Here is a 22,324-nt window from a genome sequence, read left to right as displayed (position 1 = left end):
GGCGCAGCCCCCTGGCATCCGCCCAGGGGCGGAGATGGTACTCGCCTCATCTCCGCCCCGAGGGGGTATCGACGAGATTCCGTGCGGGATACGGTGACTTTCGACGTTCCCTAGAGAGAGCCCCCGACGATGTTGACGAGAATCGCCCGCGCCGCCGTGGGCAGACCACGGCTGGTGGTCGCGGTCGCCCTGTTGCTGATGATCCTGTGTGGCGCGATCGGCGCCACGGTGCACTCGCACATGAAGTCGGGCGGGTTCGTCACCGACGACCTCGACTCGGTGCGCGCGAGCCAATACTTGAGCGAGCACTTCCCCGGCAGCGAGCCGAACTACGTCCTGCTCGTGACCGCCGACGAGGGCGCCGACTCCCCGGCCGCGCGCGCGGCCGCGGAGAGCGCGATCGCCCAGCTGGGGACCCATCCCGACATCGTCAGCGGTGTGCAGTCGTACTGGACCTCGCGGCCCGATCTGAAGCAGGCCCTGCGCAGCAAGGACGGCAAGCGCGCGCTGATCATGGCCAGCATCGAGGGCGACGACGCCGAGTTGCCCGTGCGCGCGGCCGCGCTCAGCGAGGAACTGCAGGTCGACAGCGGCCCCGTGACGATCGTGCCGGGCGGCCTCGCGGCCTCGTTCTCCGACATCAACACCCAGATCAGCAAGGATCTGGTGATCGCCGAGGCCGTGGCGATCCCGATCACCGGCCTGCTGCTCGCGCTGGTGTTCGGCAGCCTGGTCGCGGCCGCGCTGCCCATCGCCATCGGCCTGTTCGCGATCGCCGCCGCGCTCGGCATCCTGCGGGTGCTCACCGCGGTCACCGACGTGTCGATCTTCGCGCTGAACATGACCACCGCGCTCGGCTTGGCGCTGGCCATCGACTACAGCCTGTTCATCGTCAGCCGGTATCGCGAGGAGCTGGCGGCGGGCGCCACCCCGGCCGCTGCGGTGCACCGCTCGATCCGGACCGCCGGTCGCACGGTCGTCTACTCGGCGCTGGTGGTCGCCCTGTCGCTGTCGGCGCTGCTGGTGTTCCCGCAGTACTTCTTCAAGTCGTTCGCGTACGCGGGCATCGCCGTCGTCGCGGCCGCGGCGGGCGCCGCCGTGATCGTGTTGCCCGCGCTGCTGATCCTCGTCGGCGGCCGGATCGACGCGGGCGATCTGCGCGCTCCGCTGCGCAGGCTGTTCCGGCTCGCGCCGCGCGCGGAGAAGCAGCCGCGCGAGACGTTCTGGTACCGCCTGGTCACCGCCGTGATGAAGCGGCCGCTGCCGATCGCCCTGGCGACCACGGCGTTCCTGTTGCTGCTCGGTTCGCCGTTCCTCGGTGTGCAGTTCGGCTATCCCGACGACCGGTCGCTGCCGACCGGCGTGGCCAGCCGCGATGTCGGTGACGTGCTGCGCACCGAGTTCGACGCCGACATGGCCGCGAGCGCGACCGTCGTGCTGCCGGAGTTCCGCGGCGCGCCCGCCGACCTGCACGCCTACGCGCTCGAGCTGTCCAAGGTGCCCGATGTGCCCGCCGTGCTGAGCAGTGCCGCCGTCTACCGCAACGGCTTACGGGTCGCCGCCGGCGTGCCGGAGATGTCGGACCCGGCCAAGGGCGCGTACCTGTCGGTCGCCACCAGCCTGGATCCGTACTCCGACGCCGGGCGCGCCCAGCTCGACGCGATCCGCGCCGTCGACGCGCCCACCGAGGCGCTGATCACCGGCCCGGCCGCGCTCAACCAGGACTCGGTCGAGGCGATCACCGGCAAGTTGCCGCTGGCCGGTGCCCTGATCGCGCTCGCCACCCTGGTGCTGTTGTTCCTGTTCACGGGCAGCGTGGTGCTGCCGGTGAAGGCGCTGATTCTCAACATGCTGTCGCTGGCGGCGACGTTCGGCGCGATGGTGTGGATCTTCCAGGACGGGCATCTGTCCGGCCTGCTCGGCTTCACCGCCACCGGCACGCTCAACCTGGCCATGCCCATCCTGATGTTCAGCCTGGCCTTCGGCGCGTCCATGGACTACGAGGTCTTCCTGCTCTCGCGCATCCGCGAGGAATGGCTGGCCGGACCCAAGACCACCGAGGGAAACACCGAGGCGGTCGCCATGGGCGTGGCGCGCACCGGCCGCATCTTCACCGCCGCGGCGCTGCTCATGAGCATCGTCTTCCTCGGCGTGGCGACCTCTGGCGTGTCGATGATGAAGCTGTTCGGTCTGGGGTGCGCGCTGGCGGTGATCAGCGACGCGACCGTCATCCGTGGGCTGCTCGCCCCGGCGCTGATGCGGATGATGGGCACCTGGAACTGGTGGTCACCGAAGCCGCTCGTGAAGCTGCACGACAAGTTCGGGCTGAAGGAAGCCGACGAGCCGGTGCCCGCCGAGCCGGCGAAACCCGAGCCCGCGGCCACCTCGGCCTGAGTCACGCGCGCGGCCCGTCCGGACTTCCCGGGCGGGCCGCCGTCGTCTCGGGGTAGGGTCGGCGACGGAAAATTTCACATGCCAACGGGGGCTCGCACCAGCGGGCTGAGAGGACGGCTAGCCCATTCGATGGGCGATCAGGGCCGTCGACCGTATGAACCTGACCGGGTAATGCCGGCGTAGGGAGGAAACACCATGGGCACAGCCACGTCTGTCACCACCGGCCCGATCGAGGGCAGCGTCAAGCACTACAGGGAAGTCGACGGTCTGCGCATTCCGGTGCGCCGGATCAATCTCACCAACGGCGAGCACTTCGACGTCTTCGACACCTCCGGCCCGTACACCGACGAGAACGCGGTGATCGATCTCGAGGCCGGGCTGCCGAAGCTGCGCGACGAATGGGACAAGCCGCGGGTCGAGGGCCCGCGTACCCAGCTGCACTGGGCTCGCCAGGGCATCATCACCCCCGAGATGCGCTTCATCGCCGCCCGCGAGGGCGTCGCGCCGGAACTGGTGCGCGAGGAGGTCGCCGCCGGGCGCGCGGTGATCCCGGCCAACCACAACCACCCGGAGCTCGAGCCGACCATCATCGGCAAGAAGTTCCTGGTGAAGATCAACGCCAACATCGGCAACTCGGCGGTCTCGTCCTCGATCGCCGAGGAGGTGGAGAAGATGGTGTGGGCCTCGCGCTGGGGCGCCGACACCATCATGGACCTGTCGACGGGTAAGAACATCCACGAGACCCGCGAGTGGATCCTGCGCAATTCGCCGGTGCCGATCGGCACGGTGCCGATCTATCAGGCGCTGGAGAAGGTCAACGGCGATCCCACCAAGCTCACCTGGGAGTTGTACCGCGACACCGTGATCGAGCAGTGCGAGCAGGGCGTGGACTACATGACCGTGCACGCGGGCGTGCTGCTGCGCTACATCCCGCTCACCGCCAAGCGCGTCACCGGCATCGTCTCGCGCGGTGGGTCCATCATGGCCGCGTGGTGTCTGGCGCACCATCAGGAGTCGTTCCTGTACACGCACTTCCGTGAGCTGTGCGAGATCCTCGCGAAGTACGACGTGACCTTCTCCCTCGGCGACGGCCTGCGTCCCGGCTCCATCGCCGATGCCAACGACGAGGCCCAGTTCGCCGAGCTGCGCACCCTCGGCGAGCTCACCAAGATCGCGAAATCCTATGGCGTGCAGGTGATGATCGAGGGGCCAGGCCACGTGCCGATGCACAAGATCGTCGAGAACGTGCGGCTGGAGGAGGAGCTCTGCGAGGAGGCCCCCTTCTACACCCTCGGCCCGCTGGCCACCGATATCGCGCCGGCCTACGACCACATCACCTCGGCCATCGGCGCCGCGATCATCGCCCAGGCCGGAACGGCGATGCTCTGCTACGTGACGCCCAAGGAGCATCTGGGCCTGCCCAACCGCGATGACGTGAAGGTCGGCGTGATCACCTACAAGATCGCCGCGCACGCCGCCGACCTCGCCAAGGGCCACCCGCACGCGCAGGACCGCGACAACGAATTGTCCAAGGCCCGTTTCGAATTCCGCTGGCACGACCAGTTCGCGCTCTCGCTGGACCCGGACACCGCCCGCGAATACCACGACGAGACCCTGCCGGCCGAGCCCGCCAAGACCGCCCACTTCTGCTCCATGTGCGGCCCGAAGTTCTGCTCCATGCGCATCTCCGCCGACGTGCGCGAATACGCCGAGAAGCAGGGCCTCACCGACGTAGCCGCCATCGAAGCCGGCATGGCCGAGAAGTCCGCCGAATTCGCCGACCACGGCAACCAGGTCTACCTCCCGGTCGTCTCCTGACCAAGTGGCCGGTTCCACTCGAGAAGAATCGCGAGCGGAACCGGCCCGCCCGGGGTAGCCAGGCGGCGACTCCTCGGTCAGAGCTGATCGACCCCGAGGAAAAGACCCCATCCGAAGCCGACACCATATCGTCGGCCCGCTGACTCGAAGACGTATTCTTCGTTCGGGTACCAACTATCGACAGACTGCAGCGGGCCGAAGAGTGCGCTGAACTCGTCGACAGTGACACTCCATGTTCCCAGGGCTGCGGGATGCAAGACAGCTGGCGGGACGCCTTTCCTACGCACATACCGAGCGTCCCCGATCATTCCGGAATTTGTTGACGCTGCTTCAAACATAAACTGTGGCCACAGCCGACTGGCATATCGGATGGAAGAATCCGCCGAGTTTGATCCGCCGATAAGTTCTTTCAAGTTGCGGAACTGCTCCGGGCTAGGACGGAGATTTTGCTGGACCTGCGACGACAGCCGTCGCGCTTCCGGCAGAGAAACATTGAACTCCGCCAGCTTGTCCATTTTCTCAACATCAGAACAGCGCATCAGCATGAGTTGATGAATCTCAAAACTCAATGCACCGACTATTGCATTCTCACTCAAATCCGCTCCCTTTCATGCCGGTATGTACTGCACGAACTGCTCTAGGTTGCCCTCATATTTGACAACCGTTCCATCTGCGTTGACGACAAATGATTTACCCAGCTGAATATACGTAGGTAGGATCATCTTACTGCCATCGGGAAGGTGGGCGACTCCACCTGTGCCCCCCAAACCCGTTTCGGTTGCCTTCTTGGTCACCGCTACTGCTTCATCATGACTAAGCCCCAGTTCGTTGACCCTGGCAACCAACGTATCCAGCTGCCCCGAGCCGCGGGGGATACGCGACACTTCGTCCCCTATATCTTGCCCGAGACGGTCGAGTTCTTCTGGCGACTTCGTGGACTTCGGGTTTTTCCCGGCCCCATTCGGGCTATCGTCATCCAGGTTCTTCGCCTCGTCTGCCTTACGCTTGGATTCTCCGAGGTCTCTTTGCTTGCGGCTGGCTTTCGCCTGCGCCCGCAATCTTCGCCAGTCTGCAACCTTGTCGGCGATCTTGCGAGCATAGTCGATAACTGTATCCGTTATCGCAGCTGCTCCGATTACCGCAGAAACACCAAAAGTAAGAAATGAGGTAGCGGCCGTGAGAACGAATCGTTCCGCAACCTTGAGCGCTAGCTCCTCGAGGATACTCCATAGCATCTGCCTACGGAGTGCCCACAGAGCATCTTTGAATTCGGTGCACATTGCAGACAACTCGCCGCATGCCGCAAGGACATCGCCGACAACACCCTCTAGACCACGCAACTTCCCGGCGATCGCGCGAGCGTCGTCGGCATCGCAGGTGTCCATGAGGTCTGCGGCCTTCGTCAGGACGGAGACGAGTTCTGCAGTGTAGTTGTGCTGTAGCCGATTCCATGCCTCCGCAGCGGATTGAAGCTGGTCGGTGTCGCCGTCCGGGATTGCGATTCCGACCTTATTGGCTAGGCCGATGACGTCGTCTGCCGCGTCACGGAGCCCTCCTTGTAGGTCCGCGCCCGCCTTGCACGGTGCACCATAGAAGCGCCTTTCCACGGTCGGCATCGCAGGCATGGCGGCCGGCGGAGAAGTCGGATTGATTATGCTGCGATAGTTAGCCAAGTACAGCTCATATCCGCAATGAACTGCGACACGACCGAGCTTCTGTACGGCTTCACCAAGGTCGGCGACCAAGGTCAGCAGTTCGGCGACTCTGGCATCGTAATCAGTGGCCCACGACTTCCCTTCTTCATCCACCCCAGCCATGCCGTCACAGTTATTCAGCTTTCCGGTTTCGGTGTTAAATGCAGTGTGCAGGTCGTCCGCGAGGCCGAAACATGCGTTTCCGACGGAGTAGTAAGCTCCGAAAGTGAGGTCCATATGAAATTCCCTCGAAATATCGCAGCAGCTCGCTACAAACCGAGCCTTTTGAGGTTCGCGGCCATCGCCGTGCTGTAGTTGGAGTGCGCAGATTGCGCCGCTTTCTCCATGACCACAAGTCCATCCTGAACATCTGTTGCGCCATCGGCCCACTCGGCGTGCGCGGTTTGATAGGCGGTCGCAGCCTCACCGCTCCAGGCGGGCATTACCGCCTTGGCCTTCGCGTCGAGTGCGGCGAGTTGATCCACGACAAAGCCTTTTAGTCCACGCATTCTCGCGGTAACCGCATCTAAGTGCTCAAGATCGACCGCGAACCCATCTTCTGAAGTACTCACGGCAGATCCAGCAACGAGATCACGGCGGCGTGGTCGCCATCCGATATGCGGAAGTTTTCAGCGGTGATTCCGAGTTTTTCCGCCAGCACGAAGAGGGTGTCCCATACGTCCAAGGCACCTCGATGCATTTCGTCCCACCCAGTCAAGTAAGAGTCTGCTGCCGCGCCTTTCCAGGTCGACATCAAGCCCTGCACTTCGGTGTCGAGGCTCGATGACGCCGAACGCAACTCCTCAGCGATACGATAGGCTTCGCGCCCAAAGCTCTGTACGTCATCTGGAATGATGCCGAGAGCCCCGGCTGCATCGATACCACTTGCCATCTTTCCCCCCGAGAATCTGCGGCCATACGCTCAATATCCGCTTTCCGTTACCATACTCCATCACGAGTCTACTGCACCCGCACCGATCTCATCGCTTCGCAACTTCGACACGTCTGGGAAGACACCGCGCTGGGAGTTCAGGAATCAGGAGACCGGAAAGCAGTCCGACCGCAGGCTCCAAACAGCTCCGGCGGCGCGATCACCAGTCGTCGAGGTAGGCGAGATCCAGGGTCACGGCGTCGCGTCCGGCGGAGATGGCGGCGGTGGTCTCGTGGCGGTCGAGGGGCCAACCCGCTATCGGACAAGTGCCCCACCAGTATTCGCGACCCTGGGCTTCTCTCCGTTCGAACGCGCACGCTCGCGTGTCCGTGAGGTGACCGCGGAGCAGAGCGGCGAGGCTGTCGGGCGACTCGGTCCCGGTGAGTACGAAGCGTCGGGCGCAGTCACTGTCGGAGGACCGGCTCGTGCACCCCTTGTCCACGGTCTCGCGCACGGACAGGCCGGCGGGCAGCGGATCGAGCGCGGTCGAGGCGGGGACGAAGGACCACCGGCCCATGAGGAAGAACACCGGCCCGAACAATACGATCCAGCTCACCGCGATGAGGCCAGCCACGAACCCGAGGCTGTAGCCGATTCGGCTGCGCCACAGGGCACTCCGGCCCTCGCCACGTTCGAGGAAGGGCCCGAACACCAGGACGGCGGCCGTGATCAGCGTGAGTGCGGCCAGCACGGTGAACTGCCCGTCGGGAAAGACCCAGCGCCTTCCGACCACGTACTGACCGGCCGCCACCGCCGCGAGCACCACGAACCCCGGCACCCACACCCGCAGCGTGGTGGCGGTCAACGACCAGATGAGCAGCGGGGCGACGAGCAGGCAGAACCACAACACAGTGCCGACCGTAGACCAGGCGCGCGACGACCCGGGTGCTGTTCATTCGATGGCGAGCGGCGGTACCGTCGAGCTGTGACCGATGCCTTCTACGTGCCCGACCCGGCGGATCCGAATCGCTTCGTCTCGACCGAGCTGACCCGGGGGCCGTGGTCACCGGACGCGCAGCACGCCGGGCCGCCGTCGGCGCTGCTCGGCCACGTCATCGAGCGATGTGCGCCGCGCGAGGGGTTCCAGGTGGGCCGTGTCGCGGTGGAAATCCTCGGACCCGTGCCGCTGGCGCCGCTGACCGCCGAGGCCAAGGTGGTCCGGTCGGGGCGCAGTGTCGAGCTGATCCAGGCGACGCTGTCCACCGAGCGGGGGCCGGTGATGCAGGCCAACGCGTGGCGGCTCAAGCTGGCCGAGCCGCCGCTGGACCTCCCGCCGGAGTTCCTGCCGAGCGGCGAGCGCACCATGCCCGCCGCGCAGGAGCCGGAGGTGTTCCCCTCCGACCAGAAGATCGGCTTCCACACCGGCATCGAATACCGCTTCGCCAGCGGCTCCTTCGCCGCGCCCGGCCCCGCGGTCTGCTGGATCCGGCTGAAGTACCCGATCGTCGCGGGCACCACGCCCAGCCCGCTGGAGCGCACGCTCGCCGCCGCCGACTCCGGCAACGGCGTCAGCGCCGTGCTCGACTGGTCGAAGTACCTGTTCATCAACACCGATCTCACGGTGACGCTGCACCGGCACCCGGTCGGCGACTGGGTCTGCCTGGACGCGGTGACCCACCCGCAGCCGCACGGCATCGGCCTCGCCGAATCGGCGCTGTTCGACGAGACCGGCCCGCTCGGCCGCAGTACCCAGACCCTGCTGATCGCCCCGCGCGGCTGATCAGCCGATGGCGTCCAGGTCGACGAGGTCGGCGTTGCCGTGCTTGCGCAACTCCGACTCGGCGGTGCTGGTGCGCCGGAACGGATCACCCACACCGGTGGTGAGCAGGCCGCGCAGACTGGTGGTGATGTAGGCCCCCCAGGCGTTGGTGCACACCTCGTAGCACTCGACCGCGGGCCGCAGACCCACATGGGTGAACCGGAGTTCGGTGCCTTCGGCGGTCTCGGTGATGTCGAAGACGATGTCGGTGCCCTCCCATTCGGCCGTGTCGGCGAGGAAGCCGAGCCACGAGTCGCTGACATGCCACACCAGGCGGCGGCCGGGCACCGATTCGGTGGTGGTCATCGTGCAGCGATGGATACCGGGGACCTCGAAAAGGTAACTGTCGCCGACGGTTCCGGTGCTTCCTCGCATGGTCTCGGACCACCAGGCCCGCACGTCGTTGACGGCGGCGAACACCTCCCCCGGCGTCTTGTCGACGGTGATGGTCACGGTGTAATCGTTGTCGCTCATCGCTTTTCCTTCCGGCTCAGCCGTCCAGGTGACGGCGGAGCGCGTCGAGAGGGCTGTCCCAGTCTCGTGCGAGGGCAGCCAGGAATTGTTGTGCCACTTGCATCGGCGCGGAATCGAGCCGGTAGCGCACCCGGCGCCGCTCGCCCGGTTCCGCGATCACCAGGCCCGCCTCGGCGAGCAGGGCGAGGTGTTTGGCGATCGCCTGCCTGCTGATGGGCAGTCGATCGGCGAGCTCGGTCGCGGTGGCCGGCCCCCGCGCGGCGAGCACGGCCAGGACCGACCGCCTGCTCGGATCGGCCAGCGCGACGAAGACCCGTTCGGCGGTGGCCTCCGGTTCAGGCCGCATCGAGGTACTCGACGAGCTCGCCCAGCTCGCTCTTCCAGCCGCCGACATTGCCCTCGAACGCCTCCTTGTGCAGGTCCTCGGGGAGCTGGGCGAATCCGGTCTCGACGACCGTGAGCCGGGTGCCGGTGCCGACGGGTTCGAGGGTGAACTCCACATAGGTGCGGCGCGGGTCCTCGTCGGGCAGCCCGTTGATCGGCCAGGTGTAGCCGAACACCGAGGGTTCCTCGACCCGCTCCACCCGCATGTCGGCCGAGAACCCTTCCTTCCAGGTCATCCGCATGTCACCGCCGGGCCGCAGGTCGATCTCGGCGGTGTTGCCGAACCAGCTCGCCAGCCCCTCGGCCGTGGTGATCGCCGCCCAGACCTTGGCCGGCGGGTGCGCGAGCTCGACGGTGCGCACGATCTGATCAGGGAATCCCATGACGCCTCCTTTGATAGCAACCAGTTGGTTGCAACTCACGGTATGGCAACCGATTGGTTGCGTCAAGGGTCAGTGTCCGCCGGTCACCCGGAAACCGCGCGGGACCAGCCACACCGCACCGACCGCGACCACCGCCACCACCGCGGCGGAGAGGTAGGACGTGGCGGTGAGAGCGGTGTCGAAGGCGTGCTCGGACGCGTCGAGGAGTTGCGTACGGGCCGGTTCGGGCAGCTCGGTGGCCACCTCGGCCGCGCCGCCGACGGAGCCCGCGGCCTGCTCCAGCTTGTCGGCCGGAACGGGCAGAGCCGTCATGTGCTGACTGAAGATCCGGGCGTGCAGGCTGCCGAGCAGCGCCACCCCGAACCCGACGCCGACCTCGTAGTTGGTCTCCTCCACCGCACCGGCCTGACCGGCGCGATCGGCGGGCACGGCCCCGACGAGGACGGCGGCCGCGGCGGTCACCGCCATGCCGTCACCGATCCCGAACGACACCAGCACCAGCGCGATCACCGGATACGTCGTCGGCTCCGGACTCATGGCCAGCAGCAGGAAACCCAGCGCCACCGCGCCGAGGCCGACGCCGAGCACCGTGCGCACCCCGAGCTTGTCCATCAGCATCGGGGTCAGCAGCGAGGCGGTGAGCAGGGTGAGCGCGGCGGGCAGCATCCGCACGCCGGCCTGCGACGGGCTGTACCCGTGGACGTACTGCAGCCACAGCGAGATCAGGAACATCGCCGCGCCGATGGCCATCATCGCCAGCAGTGTCGCGACGGCGGCCGCGGTGAACGCGCCGTTGCGGAACAGCCGCACGTCGAGCAGCGGGTCGGCCGCGGTGAGCTGACGCCGGGTGAACCAGGCCAGCGCGCCGACACCGACGACCAGGATCACCCAGTCGACCACGCTCGCTTCACCTTTCGCCAGATGCTTGATGCCCCAGGCCAGGCAGACGATGCCGGCCACCGAGAGCACCGCCGCGAACCAGTCGAGGCCGCCCGCCTGCGGCGCGCGGTATTCCGGCAGCACCCACAGCCCGACCACCACCGTCACCAGCACCACCGGCACGTTGAGCCAGAACGCCGAGGCCCAGCCGAAGTGCTCGACCAGGAATCCGCCGATGATCGGCCCGATCGTCGCGCCGACACCGGCCACCGCCGCCCAGATCCCGATGGCCATGGTGCGCTCACGCGCGTCGGTGAAGATGTTGCGGATCAGCGAGAGCGTCGAGGGCATCACCATCGCGCCGCCGATGCCGAGCAGGACGCGTCCGCCGATCAGCTGGGCCGCGCTGCCGGCGGTCGCCGCGATCACCGAGGCCACACCGAACAGCACGAAACCGCTGAGGAACAACAGCTTTCGACCCACCCGGTCGCCGAGTGCGCCGGTGGTGATGAGCAGGCCGCCGAGCACGAGGCCGTAGATGTCGATGATCCACAGTTGCTCGAGCGGGCCGACCTGGAGATCGTCGATCAGCGAGGGCAGCGCGACATTGAGGATGGTGGCGTCCATGGCCACCAGCAACAGACTGGCGCACAGCACGCCGAGCATCACCCAGCGGATCGCACCGTAGGTCTCGGTCGTCTCGCTCACCATCTCGCTCACCGCCGATTCCTGGTCATGGCCGGTTTCCGGATCCGTGGCGCTCGATCCGCTGCTCAACCTACCCAGTCGCGCGCGGTTCCGACGGCAGCGTCGCGGGCGGCGTCAGCGTCCGGGCAGCACCGCGTCGATGAGCGTGCGCGCCGCCCGGCCCGTGCGTTCGCGGTCGCCGGTGATCACCCGGTCCTGGAGGATCCCGCGCAACCCGGAGACGAGCAGAGTGGCCACCACCTCGGGGTCGTCGGCCAGGCCGGTGCGGTGCAGCGCCGCGGCGAGCTCGGCGACGAACGTGGCGATCGCCGCGTTCGCGTAGTCCTGGTACGGCGAATCGGGAGCGCACGCGGCGCCGATCACCTGCAGCAGCACCCGTGAGCTGTCGGCCTCGACGCCGATGGAGTTCAGGTCGAAGAAGCCGATCAGCCGCTCGCGCAGCTGCCCGGCCCCGGTCACGTCGGCGAAGACCGCGGCGAGGTCGGGCCGCTGCGTGGCCAGGGCCTGGACGAGCAGTTCCTCCTTGGTGCCGAAGTAGTAGATGAGCATGCGCGAGCTGGTGCCGAGCGCGGCCGCGAGCGGGCGCAACGACAGCTCGGCCAGGCCGTGCGCGGCGATGTACGCCACGACGCCTGCCAGCAGTTCGGCGCGTTTGCGGTGGTCGAGGGGGCGGGCCATGGGTTGACTGTACCGATCGCTACAGGTATTCATGACGGCATGACTGTACCGATCGCTTCAGAAACTCCGGCACGCGGCGGCCGAGGCGGTGTGCGCGGTGTCTGACGGCGTCGTCGTGACGGGCTACGCGGCGACCACCGCCCTGGCCGACACCATGGACGAGACCTGGACGCGACTGCTGCGCGGCGAGAGCGGAATCCGTGCGCTGGCACCGGAATTCCTCGCCGAGTACGACCTGCCGGTGCGGATCGGCGGACCGCTGGTCACCTCACCGGACACGGAATTGACCCGCGTCGAACAGCGCAGGCACTCCTACGTCGAACGCATGGCGCTCGTGCTCGGCCGCCACGTCTGGCAGGCCGCGGGCGCGCCCGAGGTAGACCCGGAGCGGCTGGCGGTCGCCATCGGGACCGGCCTCGGCGGCGGTGACGCGTTGATCGACGCGGTCGACGCGATGCGCGCGGGCGGCTACCGCAAGGTGTCTCCCTTGGCCGTGCCGATGGTCATGCCGAACGGTCCCGCCGCCACGGTCGGACTCGAACTCGGCGCGCAGGCAGGCGTTTTCGCACCCGTCTCCGCCTGCTCCTCGGGGTCGGAGGCGATCGCGCACGCCTGGCGGCTGATCGCCACCGGCGAGGCCGACGTGGTGGTGACCGGCGGCGTGGAGGGTCACATCCACGCCGTCCCGATCGCGGGCTTCGCCATGATGCGGGCGATGAGCACCCGCAACGACGAACCCGACCGCGCCTCAAGGCCTTTCGAGCGCGACCGCGACGGCTTCGTCTTCGGTGAGGCGGGCGCCCTGCTCGTGCTCGAATCCGAGCGGCACGCCAGGGCGCGCGGCGCGCGGGTCCACGCCAGGGTGCTCGGCGCCGGCATCACCTCCGACGCCTTCCACATCGTGGCCTCCGATCCCGCCGGTGTCGGCGCGGCCCGCGCGATGCGCAAAGCCGTTCGCACAGCGGGGCTTCGGGAGTCCGACATCGATCACGTGAACGCCCACGCCACCTCCACCCCGATCGGCGACGCCTCCGAAGCCGCGGCCATCACCGCGGTGGCGCCTGGCGCCTCGGTCTACGCGCCCAAATCGGCGCTGGGCCATTCGATCGGCGCCGTCGGCGCGCTGGAATCCGTCCTCACCGTGCTGAGCCTGCGCGAACAGATCGTGCCGCCCACCCTGAACCACGACAACGCCGACCCGGCGATCGACCTGGATGTCGTCGCCGGATCGGCGCGGGCCCAGCGCATCGACTACGCGCTCAACAACTCCTTCGGCTTCGGCGGGCACAATGTGGCGCTCGCGTTCGGCCGGGCGTGAATCAGCGCTTGTCGAAACGGGTGTCGACGAAGGACTCGAAGTCGACCTTGCCCGGGATGGCCTTGGCCTCGGTGAAGGCGTCGGCGATCTGCTGTTCGGAGGCGATCACCTCGGCGTCCAACGGGATCGGTTCCTTGATGGAGCGGGTCCAGGTGGTGCGGGAGGCGTCGACGCTGATCTGGGTGAGCTCGGCGTACTTCGTCGACCACACGTCGAGATTCTCCGACGACCACCGGGTGGCGGCGGCGTAGCGCTGGAAGAAGTCGGCGATGGCGGCGGACTTGCCCGCGTCGCCGAGCGCCTTGTTGCCGGCGGCCCAGAAGTTGTAGCCGTTGGCGGCCTGGTCGGCGGTGGCGATCGACTTGGCGCCGATCTCCTTCTCGGCGATGGCCGTGTAGGGGTCCCAGGTGGCCCAGGCGTCCACGTCGCCGCGGGTCAGCGCCGCGTATCCGTCGGCGGGAGCGAGGTAGACGGGCTCGACATCGCGCAGGGACAGGCCGGCCTTCTGCAACTGCAGCAGCAGGTTCGCGTTGGCTGAGCTGCCCTTGAAGACGGCGACCTTCTTGCCCTTCAACGCCGCGACCGACCCGATCGCCGAGTCCTTGCCGACCAGGATGGCGTCGCCCTTGCCGGTGGCCGACAGCGCGCCGACCACCCGCACGTCGGCGTCGGCCGCCGCGCCGAAGATCACCGGGGTGTTGCCGGTCTGGGCGATGTCGATGCCGCCCGCGCTGGCCGCCTCGACCAGCGGCAGGCCCGCGGTGAAGGTGGAGAACTCGATCTTGTACGGCAGGTTCTCCAGCTGGCCGGACGCCTTCATCAGGACTTCGATCGAGATCGCCTTCTGGTCACCGACTTTCAGCGTCACGGTGCTCAGGTCGACCGGCCCCGACGGCGCGGCCTCGGTGGCCGCGTCGTCGCCGCAGGCGCTCAGCGACAGCGCGGCGACGACGGCGAGGGCGAGCCCGGCCAGGCGGGACTTCGGAGTGCGGTTCACGGCGACAACTTTCGTGCGATGGAGCGGGGTTTCGGGGCGCTCAGTGCGTGACACCGAGCAAGGCGAGCAGCCGGGTCGCGTACCCGGCGACCTCGCCCGAGGCGGCGGCGCGCGGGCGCGGCAGATCGATGGGCACGTCGGCGGCGATGCGGCCCTCGTCGAGCACCAGCACGCGGTCGGCCAGGGTGATCGCCTCGAGCACGTCGTGGGTCACCAGCAGCACGCCGAAGGCGCGCTGGGCGTGCAGGCCAAGCAGCAGCTCGTGCATGCTCAGGCGGGTCAGCGCGTCGAGCGCGCCGAAGGGCTCGTCGAGCAGCAACAAGGTCGGCTCGGCGACGAGAGCGCGGGCCAGTGCCGCGCGCTGCGCCTCGCCGCCGGAGAGGGTCAGCGGCCACGCGTCGGCGCGCTCACCGAGACCGACCTCGGTGAGCAGCTCGCGCGCGGCGCGTTCGTCGGCCTTGCGATCGCGCGGCTTGGGCCTGCCGAGGGCGACATTGCGCGCCACCGGCTGCCACGGGATCAGGCGCGGCTCCTGGAAGACGATCGTCGGCCTGCCGTCGACGGAAACCTCACCGCGCGTGGCGGTGTCGAGCCCCCCGAGGATGCGCAGCAGCGTGGACTTGCCCGATCCGCTGCGCCCGACCAGGGCGACGATCTCGCCCGCGCCGATCTCGAGATCGATCCCGTCGAGCACTGCGCGTTCGCCGAAACTCTTGCGCAGACCGGTGACCCGGGCAGCGGCCAGGCGCTCGGCGCCGGGCTGGGTGGTGACGGTGGCAGCGGTCATGGTGTGGACCTCACGATCGGACGGCGGATGGCTGTGCGGTCGAGCACGGGGCGGGGTGTGCCCCGGGTCGACGGAGTCGGTACGGGTGGGTGTCAGCGCAGGGCGGCGGGGCGCCAGCGCAGTGCGCGGCGCTCGAGCACGCGCACGATGGAGTCGGTGAGCAGGCCGAGCAGGCTGTAGATGACCAGCCCGAACACCACGATGTCGGTGCGCAGGAACTCGCGCGCGTTGTTGACCACGAAGCCCAGACCAGCACTGGCGTTGATCTGTTCGGCCACGATCAGCGAGAGCCACGCGATGCCGAGACTCTGCCGCGCGCCGACCAGGATCTGCGGCAGCGCGCCCGGCAGGATCAGCAGCCGCAGCCGCTCGGCCAGGCCGAGGTGCAGCGCCTCGCTGAGTTCGAGCAGTTTGGGGTCGAGCTGGCGGATGCCGGAGTAGGTGTTGAGGTACAGCGGGAAGAACACGCCGAGCGCGATGAGGTAGATCTTGGGTTCCTCGCCGATCCCGAACCAGATGATGAACAGCGGGATCAGCCCGAACAGCGGAATCGTGCGGATCATCTGCAACGGCGGGTCGACCGCGTATTCCCCGATCCGGCTCAGCCCGGCGAGCACGCCGAGCGCGAGCGCGAGCACCGCGCCGAGCACGAAGCCGTACAGCGCGCGCTGCCCGGAGACCAGCAGGGCGTCGGTGAGCTGCCCGGACCGGTAGGTCTCCAGGCCCGCGTCGAGCACCGCCGACGGGGCGGGCAGCTTCTTGGCCGGAATCCAGCCGCTGGTGCTGCCGATCTGCCAGACGAGCAGCAGCACGAGGGGCGAGATCGCACGCAGGAACCCCGCGCGACGGTACAGCGGGGTCCGTCGCGCGTCGGTTTCGGTGGGTTTCGCCAACAGCATGCGTGCATGGTGCCCGCCCGGCCGCGCCCGCCGACAGGGTTCGAATCAGCTCGAGGCTTACTCGGCCCGGCTCGAGATCTGCTGCACCGCCCACTCGTTGCCGTCGGGATCGCTGAAGAACACGAAGCCGACATTGTCGAGCGGATGCGGGGTGGGCCGCGGGTTCACGCCCATCTCGCGCACCTCGGAGACCTCGACGCCGCGGGCCGCCAGTTCCGCGTGCGCCCGTTCGATGTCGGGCACCACCAGCTGCAGTCCCTTCAGCGAGCCGGGCGGCATCTCGGGCACCGCGCCCTTGCCGATGACGATCGAACAGCCCGACCCCGGCGGGGTGAGCTGCACGATGCGGACGTCGTCGGAGAGCACGGTGTCGTGGTCGACGGCGAAGCCGAGCTGGTCGGCGTAGAACGCTTTGGCCCGGTCGATGTCGGAGACCGGGACGATCACCACTTCCAAGGTCCAGTTCACGGGTCCGAGTCTGCCACCGCGACGGCTTCAGCGCCGCACGAACGGCCAGCTCAGCCCCGGTATTCCCACCGCCACGCGTATTCGCCGTCGGCCGGCGGTGGGCCGGGTAACTCGCCGTCGGCGGTCATGCCGTCGAGCAGCAGGGCCAGCACCCGTTGCCGCAGCTGCGCGGTGCGCGCGGGATCCGGCATGGTGACCGCGGCGCAGGCTTCCAGCAGCAGTCCGAGGTCCTGGGCGCCGAAATCCGATCGCAGCCGGCCGCTCGCGTGCGCCCGGCGCACCAGTTCCGCGGACACCTCGCCGGAGTGCGTCACGTCCGGCAGCATCGACTCGTCGGGCGGGAAGGTGCCCGCGAGTTTCACCGTCAGCGAGTGCACATCGGCCTCGACGACCCGCTGCAGGAAGCCGACGAATCCGCGCCAGCCGTCCGAATCCTCCAGTGCCGCATCGGCTTCGGCGTTGTAGCGGCGCAGGCCCTCGTGGCACAGCGTGCGCAGCAGCACCTCCTTGCTCGGATAGCGGCGATAGAGGGCGCTGATCCCGACGCCCGCCTTGGTCGCGACGGCCGCGATCGGCGCGCCGGGATCGTCCAGGAAGACGGCGCGGGCGGCCTCCAGAATGAGGCCGTCGTTGCGCGCGGCCTGCGCCTTACGCCCGGGCAGACGGGGCTGAGCTGGGGTTTCGGTCTTGTTCGGCATGCATGTCAGCTTACCACTTGAAACGGAATGATCCGTTCTGCTATGTTTGAAACAGAACGAAACATTCCGCTCCGAAGACGAGGATTCGCCATGACCGCCACGGCCACCATCACCCCCTTCCGCATCGACATCCCGCAGGCCCAGCTCGACGATCTGGCCGCTCGCCTGCGGGGCGCGCTCTTCCCCGACGAACTGCCGGGCGTCGGCGACGCCTACGGCGTTCCGGCGGGCCGGGTGCGGACGCTGGCGCAGTACTGGCTGGAGGAGTTCGATTGGCGCGCACTGGAAGCCGAGCTCAACGCCTACCCGCAGTTCACCACCGAGATCGAGGGCGAGGACATCCACTTCCTGCACATCCGGTCGTCCAGGGAAGACGCGACGCCGGTGATCCTCACCCACGGCTGGCCGGGCTCGATCCTGGAATACCTCGACGTGATCGCGCCGCTGACCGAGCCGGAATCGGCCGAGGACCCGGCCTTTCACCTGGTCATCCCGTCGCTGCCCGGCTTCGGATTCTCCGGCCCTACCCGCAGCACCGGCTGGAGCCGTTACCGCACCGCCCGCGCCTGGGCCGAACTGATGGCGCGCCTCGGCTACGAGCGCTACGGCGCCATCGGCAACGACGGCGGCTCGATGGTCTCGCCGGAGATCGGGCGGATCGCGCCCGAGCGGGTGATCGGCGTGCACGTCACCCAGCTGTTCTCGTTCCCCTCCGGCGACCCGGCCGAATTCGAGAACCTGTCGGCGGCCGACATGGCCGCGCTGCAGCATCTGCAGTGGTTCCACGAGAACAAGATGTCGTTCAACACCCTGCACAGCCAGCAGCCGCAGACGCTGGCCTACGCCCTCGCCGATTCGCCGGTCGGCCTGCTCGGCTGGAACTCCCAGCTGTTCGGCGAGTCGCTCGACGCGCACTTCGTCGTCGCGAACGTGGCGCTGTACTGGCTCACCCGCACCGCGGGCTCCGCGCTGCGCTTCTACTACGAGGACGCGCACACCACCGAGCACCCGACCGAGCCGACCGTGGTGCCCACCGCACTGGCGATGTTCGCCGGCGACTTCCAGTCGATCCGCCGCTTCGCCGAGCGTGACCACAGCAATATCGTCAGCTGGAATTCCTATGACACCGCCGCGGCCTCCGGGGGCGCGAACGACGCGGCCGGGCACTACGCCGCGCACGAGGCGCCCGAGGTGCTCGTCGGCGACATCCGCCAGTTCTTCGCGACCCTGCGCTGACCGCGCCCTCGGTGCCGCGGCCCACGCTCCCCTCATCGGCGCGTGGGTCGCGGCCCTTTCGAATCATGCACCAGCGCAGGGTGATACGCGCACCAAAGGGGGCAATCAGTGGTGTTCGTGCAGGTCACCCCAGGCGGGGAAGGGATCGGCGTAGGTCACCCACCCGGCCGGACCCGCGGCGAACTCGGCGTCGGTGAGCAGCGCGGCGTCGAGTTCTCGGCGCACCGCGGCCGCGTCGAGGCGCACGCCGATGAACACGATCTCCTGCCCGGCGGGCACATCGAGCGACGACCACCACGCGCCCGGCTCGAAGGTCAGATTCGGCCCGGCCTGCGACCAGATCGCGGCCAGCTCCGGCCGACTCGCGATCCAGCAGAAGCCCTTGCTGCGCAACATTCCCCGCAGCGTCGCCAGCGCGTCACCGAGCCGCTCGGGATGGAACGGCCGGTCGGCGGTGTAGGTGAGGCCGCTGATCCCGTACTCCTCGGTCTCGGGCGTGTGCCCGCCCGCCAGCTCCTCGGCCCAACCCTCCGCCTCGGCGGCCACCACCGGGTTGTAGCGACCGGTACCGAGCACCTCGCCCAGGTCGACGACGCCGCGTTCGGTACGCAGGATGTGGGCGCGGGGATTGAGCCTGCGGATCGTGGCCTCCACGGTGGCCGCGGCATTGGCGCTCACCAGGTCGGTCTTGTTGATCAGCAGCACGTCGGCGAATTCCACCTGGTCGACCAGCAGGTCGGCGATGGTGCGCGAATCCCCCTCGCCCGCTTCGAGTTCCCGCTCGGCCAGTGCCTGGCCCTTGACCAGCTCGGCCAGGAAGGTCGAGGCGTCGACGACGGTCACCATGGTGTCGAGGCGGGCGATGTCGCCGAGCCGGAAGCCGTCCTCGAACTCCCAGTCGAAGGTCGCGGCCACCGGCATCGGCTCGGAGATCCCGGTGGACTCGATCACCAGCTGGTCGAACCGGCCGTCGCGGGCCAGCCGTGCGACCGCCTCGATCAGGTCCTCGCGCAGGGTGCAGCAGATGCACCCGTTGGTGAGCTCGACGAGTTTCTCCTCGGTGCGGTCCAGGTGGCCCTGCCCCGCGACCAGCGCCGCGTCGATGTTCACCTCGCTCATGTCGTTGACGATCACCGCGACCCGGCGGCCGTCCCGGTTGGCGAGGATGTGGTTGAGCAGCGTGGTCTTGCCCGCGCCGAGGAAGCCGGACAGCACGGTGACGGGCAGGTTCGCGAGGGCGTCGGAGTTGGTCACGAGTTAATGATAATGGTTTTCATTTGCTTGTAGCGGGCGGGGTCTCGAAATCGGACACGCGGTCGTAGGGTTGGAGCGTGAAGATGCTGCCGCTGACCCCCGATGGCCAGACCCCCGTCCGCGCGCTCACCATCGCGGGCACCGACTCCGGTGGCGGCGCCGGTATCCAGGCCGACTCGCGCACGATGGCGCTGTGCGGCGTGCACGCGTGCGTGGCGGTGGCGGCGGTGACGGTGCAGAACACGGTGGGCGTCAGCGGTTTCCACGAGATCCCGCCGCACATCGTGGCCGACCAGGTGCGTGTGGTCGTGCGCGACATCGGGATCGGCGCGGCCAAGACCGGCATGCTCGCCTCCACCGCGATCATCGAGGCCGTGGCCGGAGTCTGCCGCGAGGTGGGGATCGGGCGCGACGCGGCAGTGCCGCTCGTGGTCGACCCGGTGGCCGCGTCCATGCACGGCGACCCGCTGCTGCACGCCGAAGCGCTCGACGCGGTCCGCAACACCCTCATCCCGCTGGCGACGGTGGTGACCCCCAATCTCGACGAGGTCCGGCTGATCACCGGCATCGAGGTCGTCGACGACCCCACCGCGCGCAAGGCCGCCGAGGCGCTGCACGCGCTCGGCGCCCAGTGGGCGATCGTCAAGGGCGGGCACCTGCGGGCCTCGGAGGTGAGCACCGACCTGCTCTACGACGGCGACACCTTCCGCGAGTTCACCGCACCGCGCATCGCCACCGGCAACGACCACGGCGGCGGCGACACCCTCGCCGCGGCCATCGCCAGCGCGCTGGCCAACGGCTACTCGGTGCCCGACGCGGTCGCCTTCGCGAAGGAATGGACCTACCGCTGCCTGGCCGCCTCCTACGATCTCGGCGCCGGCCACGGCCCCGTGTCGCCGCTGTGGCGGTTGCGCACCGACGCCTAGCGTGGCGTCGCGAACTTGTCGGTGGGCGGGTTCATACTGAACTCATCGCACCCCACCGGTTCCAACGACGTAGCCGGGAGAACAACGGAGTTCGCGCAGGGCGCGAGGGTTTTCAGCCGACAACGAAGGCGTCGCGCAGCGGCCGCGACGGGTCGATCGCGACCCCGTTGAACCGCGCGTGCGCCCGCGCCAGCGCCGAGATGCTCTCGGCGAGATAGTCGATGAACCGCTCCACCGGCATCGCCGAGACCTCGCGCTGATTGGCGCCGAGCCACCAGTCCGTCGCCGAGGCCACCGCGCCGAAAATCGAATAGTTCACCAGTTCGATCCCGGCCACGTCGATCGACTCGGTCGGCAGCAGGCCGGCGAAGAACTCCGCGGCGCGCCGCGCGGACTGCCTGGCGGCGACGAGCGCGCGTTCGGTCTCCTTGGCCTGCTGGCTGAAATGACTGTGCAGCATGAAGCGGAAGACGTTCGGATGCTCCGACACCACCGCCACGTATTCGGCGGCGGCCCGGTGCACGAGGTCGGCCACGGAGTCGTCGGTGAGGTTCACGCCGGTGAGAATGCGTTCCCACAGCATGTCGCGCACGCGGTCGACGATCGCGTTGTACAGGTCGGTCTTGTCCTCGAAGTGGCGGTAGAGCTTCGGCTTGGCGGCTCCCGCCTCCTTGGCGATATCGCCCATGCTCACCTCGGGCCCGACCCGGTCGAGCGCGCGGAACGCGGCGTCGACGAATTCGGTCCGAACCCGCACCCGGTGTTCGCGCCACCGTTCGGTACGCGCGTCGACCCGGCGGCCCTCGTCTGCCTTCCGGTAACCGCGCGTCACGGCCAGAAGCTTATTGGCGGGGTCGACCTGGGGTGTTGCCGGGGCAGACTTTGCCGGAACGGCAGCTTTTCTTGCGAGTTTTCCCGAGGGTGGCCCACCATCGAATCATCCCCGATCGACAAGGAGCACCGATGACCGAGACCGCACCGACCGCCGAGCAGTTCTGGGAGGACTTCTACCGCGAACACGACCAGGTCTGGACCGGTAATCCGAACAAGACGCTGGTCCGCGAGGTCAGCGAGCTCACCCCGGGCACCGCGCTCGACCTGGGTTGCGGCGAGGGCGGCGACGCGATCTGGCTGGCCGCTCGCGGCTGGCAGGTCACCGCCGTCGACATCTCCTCGACCGCCATGGCCCGCGGCGCCGAGCACGCGGCCGCCGCCGGGGTGGAGATCACCTGGGCGCGCCACGACCTGCACGCCGACTTCCCCGAGGGCACCTTCGACCTGGTCTCCGCGCAGTTCCTGCACTCGCCGGTCGAGCAGCCCGAGGAGCGCGCGATCATCCTGCGCAAGGCCGCGGCCGCCGTCGCACCGGGCGGTGTGCTGGTGGTCGGCGGCCACCACGGCTGGCCCACCTGGGTGACCACCCCGCCGCACCACGTCGACTTCCCGACCATCGAGCAGGTGCTCGACCAGCTCGCGCTCGGCCCCGAGTGGCAGGTGGAGACCGCCGAACTCGTCTACAGCCCGTCGACCAGCCCCGAGGGCGTCGAGGGCGAGCGCGCCGACAGCGTACTGCGCGTGCGCCGCGGCTGAGGATCCCCAGCAACCTCCCAGCTCGGTCCCAGCTCGGTGGCAGCGCCGC

General features: G+C 68.3%; 24 protein-coding genes. 7 read left to right on the top strand and 17 right to left on the bottom strand.

Annotated features, from left to right (window positions below; translation table 11 throughout):
- The first annotated feature begins 129 nt into the window (after positions 1–129).
- Positions 130–2,394 (top strand): MMPL family transporter, encoded by a 2,265-nt coding sequence (locus DFR69_RS19570; protein ID WP_110039052.1) that lies wholly within the window; start codon positions 130–132, stop codon positions 2,392–2,394.
- Between the two features lie 195 nt (positions 2,395–2,589).
- Positions 2,590–4,212: a phosphomethylpyrimidine synthase ThiC gene (thiC, locus tag DFR69_RS19565; RefSeq protein ID WP_110039051.1), complete on the top strand. Its 1,623-nt coding sequence runs from the start codon at positions 2,590–2,592 to the stop codon at positions 4,210–4,212.
- Positions 4,213–4,289: 77 nt separating this feature from the next.
- Here thiC and DFR69_RS34105 read toward each other — a convergent pair whose 3' ends face one another.
- From DFR69_RS34105 to DFR69_RS19550, 5 genes are all read right to left on the bottom strand, one after another.
- Positions 4,290–4,808: a hypothetical protein gene (locus DFR69_RS34105; RefSeq protein ID WP_146229367.1), complete on the bottom strand. Its 519-nt coding sequence runs from the start codon at positions 4,806–4,808 to the stop codon at positions 4,290–4,292.
- Positions 4,809–4,820: 12 nt separating this feature from the next.
- Entirely contained in the window at positions 4,821–6,143 is a 1,323-nt protein-coding gene (locus tag DFR69_RS34100; protein WP_146229366.1) for a hypothetical protein, read from the bottom strand.
- Between the two features lie 32 nt (positions 6,144–6,175).
- On the bottom strand, positions 6,176–6,478 hold the full coding sequence (locus tag DFR69_RS19560) for a WXG100 family type VII secretion target (protein WP_146229365.1): 303 nt from the start codon (positions 6,476–6,478) through the stop codon (positions 6,176–6,178).
- Entirely contained in the window at positions 6,475–6,798 is a 324-nt protein-coding gene (locus DFR69_RS19555; RefSeq protein ID WP_110039049.1) for a WXG100 family type VII secretion target, read from the bottom strand. Before DFR69_RS19555 ends, DFR69_RS19560 begins: the two co-directional genes overlap by 4 nt.
- A gap of 199 nt (positions 6,799–6,997) precedes the next feature.
- Positions 6,998–7,687, bottom strand: a complete 690-nt coding sequence (locus tag DFR69_RS19550; RefSeq protein WP_110039048.1) for a hypothetical protein — start codon at positions 7,685–7,687, stop codon at positions 6,998–7,000.
- Between the two features lie 75 nt (positions 7,688–7,762).
- Between DFR69_RS19550 and DFR69_RS19545 the strand changes: the two genes are divergently transcribed.
- Entirely contained in the window at positions 7,763–8,557 is a 795-nt protein-coding gene (locus DFR69_RS19545) for a thioesterase family protein (RefSeq protein ID WP_110039047.1), read from the top strand.
- Here DFR69_RS19545 and DFR69_RS19540 read toward each other — a convergent pair whose 3' ends face one another.
- The 5 genes from DFR69_RS19540 to DFR69_RS19520 all read right to left on the bottom strand — a co-directional run bounded on the left by DFR69_RS19540 (position 8,558) and on the right by DFR69_RS19520 (position 12,102).
- Positions 8,558–9,070: an SRPBCC family protein gene (locus DFR69_RS19540; protein WP_110039046.1), complete on the bottom strand. Its 513-nt coding sequence runs from the start codon at positions 9,068–9,070 to the stop codon at positions 8,558–8,560.
- A gap of 16 nt (positions 9,071–9,086) precedes the next feature.
- On the bottom strand, positions 9,087–9,416 hold the full coding sequence (locus tag DFR69_RS19535; RefSeq protein ID WP_110039045.1) for an ArsR/SmtB family transcription factor: 330 nt from the start codon (positions 9,414–9,416) through the stop codon (positions 9,087–9,089).
- Positions 9,406–9,837: an SRPBCC domain-containing protein gene (locus DFR69_RS19530; RefSeq protein WP_110039044.1), complete on the bottom strand. Its 432-nt coding sequence runs from the start codon at positions 9,835–9,837 to the stop codon at positions 9,406–9,408. Before DFR69_RS19530 ends, DFR69_RS19535 begins: the two co-directional genes overlap by 11 nt.
- Before the next feature lie 69 nt (positions 9,838–9,906).
- Entirely contained in the window at positions 9,907–11,427 is a 1,521-nt protein-coding gene (locus DFR69_RS19525; RefSeq protein ID WP_110039317.1) for an MFS transporter, read from the bottom strand.
- A 111-nt stretch (positions 11,428–11,538) separates the two neighbouring features.
- Positions 11,539–12,102 carry a TetR family transcriptional regulator gene (locus DFR69_RS19520; RefSeq protein WP_110039043.1) on the bottom strand — a complete coding sequence of 188 codons (564 nt, stop codon included), beginning with the start codon at positions 12,100–12,102 and terminating at the stop codon, positions 11,539–11,541.
- A gap of 97 nt (positions 12,103–12,199) precedes the next feature.
- On the opposite strand from DFR69_RS19520, the gene DFR69_RS19515 reads away from it, so the two are divergent.
- On the top strand, positions 12,200–13,420 hold the full coding sequence (locus DFR69_RS19515; protein ID WP_373867000.1) for a KasA/KasB family beta-ketoacyl-ACP synthase: 1,221 nt from the start codon (positions 12,200–12,202) through the stop codon (positions 13,418–13,420).
- Position 13,421: 1 nt separating this feature from the next.
- Here DFR69_RS19515 and DFR69_RS19510 read toward each other — a convergent pair whose 3' ends face one another.
- From DFR69_RS19510 to DFR69_RS19490, 5 genes are all read right to left on the bottom strand, one after another.
- Complete coding sequence (locus DFR69_RS19510) at positions 13,422–14,417, bottom strand: ABC transporter substrate-binding protein (RefSeq protein ID WP_110039041.1); 996 nt, start codon at positions 14,415–14,417, stop codon at positions 13,422–13,424.
- A gap of 40 nt (positions 14,418–14,457) precedes the next feature.
- Positions 14,458–15,204, bottom strand: a complete 747-nt coding sequence (locus DFR69_RS19505) for an ABC transporter ATP-binding protein (protein WP_110039040.1) — start codon at positions 15,202–15,204, stop codon at positions 14,458–14,460.
- Positions 15,205–15,296: 92 nt separating this feature from the next.
- Positions 15,297–16,103, bottom strand: coding sequence for an ABC transporter permease (locus tag DFR69_RS19500; RefSeq protein WP_110039039.1), 807 nt, complete (start codon positions 16,101–16,103; stop codon positions 15,297–15,299).
- Between the two features lie 57 nt (positions 16,104–16,160).
- Positions 16,161–16,571: a VOC family protein gene (locus DFR69_RS19495; RefSeq protein WP_110039038.1), complete on the bottom strand. Its 411-nt coding sequence runs from the start codon at positions 16,569–16,571 to the stop codon at positions 16,161–16,163.
- A 50-nt stretch (positions 16,572–16,621) separates the two neighbouring features.
- Positions 16,622–17,269: a TetR/AcrR family transcriptional regulator gene (locus DFR69_RS19490; RefSeq protein WP_110039037.1), complete on the bottom strand. Its 648-nt coding sequence runs from the start codon at positions 17,267–17,269 to the stop codon at positions 16,622–16,624.
- A 90-nt stretch (positions 17,270–17,359) separates the two neighbouring features.
- On the opposite strand from DFR69_RS19490, the gene DFR69_RS19485 reads away from it, so the two are divergent.
- Positions 17,360–18,505 carry an epoxide hydrolase family protein gene (locus DFR69_RS19485; RefSeq protein WP_110039036.1) on the top strand — a complete coding sequence of 382 codons (1,146 nt, stop codon included), beginning with the start codon at positions 17,360–17,362 and terminating at the stop codon, positions 18,503–18,505.
- 105 nt (positions 18,506–18,610) lie between these two features.
- On the opposite strand, the gene DFR69_RS19480 is transcribed toward DFR69_RS19485, so the two are convergent.
- Positions 18,611–19,759, bottom strand: a complete 1,149-nt coding sequence (locus tag DFR69_RS19480) for a GTP-binding protein (protein WP_110039035.1) — start codon at positions 19,757–19,759, stop codon at positions 18,611–18,613.
- Positions 19,760–19,836: 77 nt separating this feature from the next.
- Here DFR69_RS19480 and thiD point away from each other — a divergent pair, with 77 nt between their 5' ends.
- Positions 19,837–20,685: a bifunctional hydroxymethylpyrimidine kinase/phosphomethylpyrimidine kinase gene (thiD, locus tag DFR69_RS19475; RefSeq protein ID WP_110039034.1), complete on the top strand. Its 849-nt coding sequence runs from the start codon at positions 19,837–19,839 to the stop codon at positions 20,683–20,685.
- A gap of 112 nt (positions 20,686–20,797) precedes the next feature.
- On the opposite strand, the gene DFR69_RS19470 is transcribed toward thiD, so the two are convergent.
- Complete coding sequence (locus DFR69_RS19470) at positions 20,798–21,517, bottom strand: TetR/AcrR family transcriptional regulator (RefSeq protein WP_110039033.1); 720 nt, start codon at positions 21,515–21,517, stop codon at positions 20,798–20,800.
- A 131-nt stretch (positions 21,518–21,648) separates the two neighbouring features.
- Here DFR69_RS19470 and DFR69_RS19465 point away from each other — a divergent pair, with 131 nt between their 5' ends.
- A complete protein-coding gene (locus DFR69_RS19465; RefSeq protein ID WP_110039032.1) occupies positions 21,649–22,275 on the top strand; it encodes a class I SAM-dependent methyltransferase in 627 nt (208 codons plus the stop codon).
- The last annotated feature ends 49 nt before the right edge of the window (positions 22,276–22,324 follow it).

The sequence above is a fragment of the Nocardia neocaledoniensis genome, from assembly GCF_003182135.1.
Lineage (GTDB): Bacteria > Actinomycetota > Actinomycetes > Mycobacteriales > Mycobacteriaceae > Nocardia > Nocardia neocaledoniensis.
Note: the sequence above shows the minus strand (reverse complement) of the source record. Positions and strands in the feature narration are given on the sequence as shown.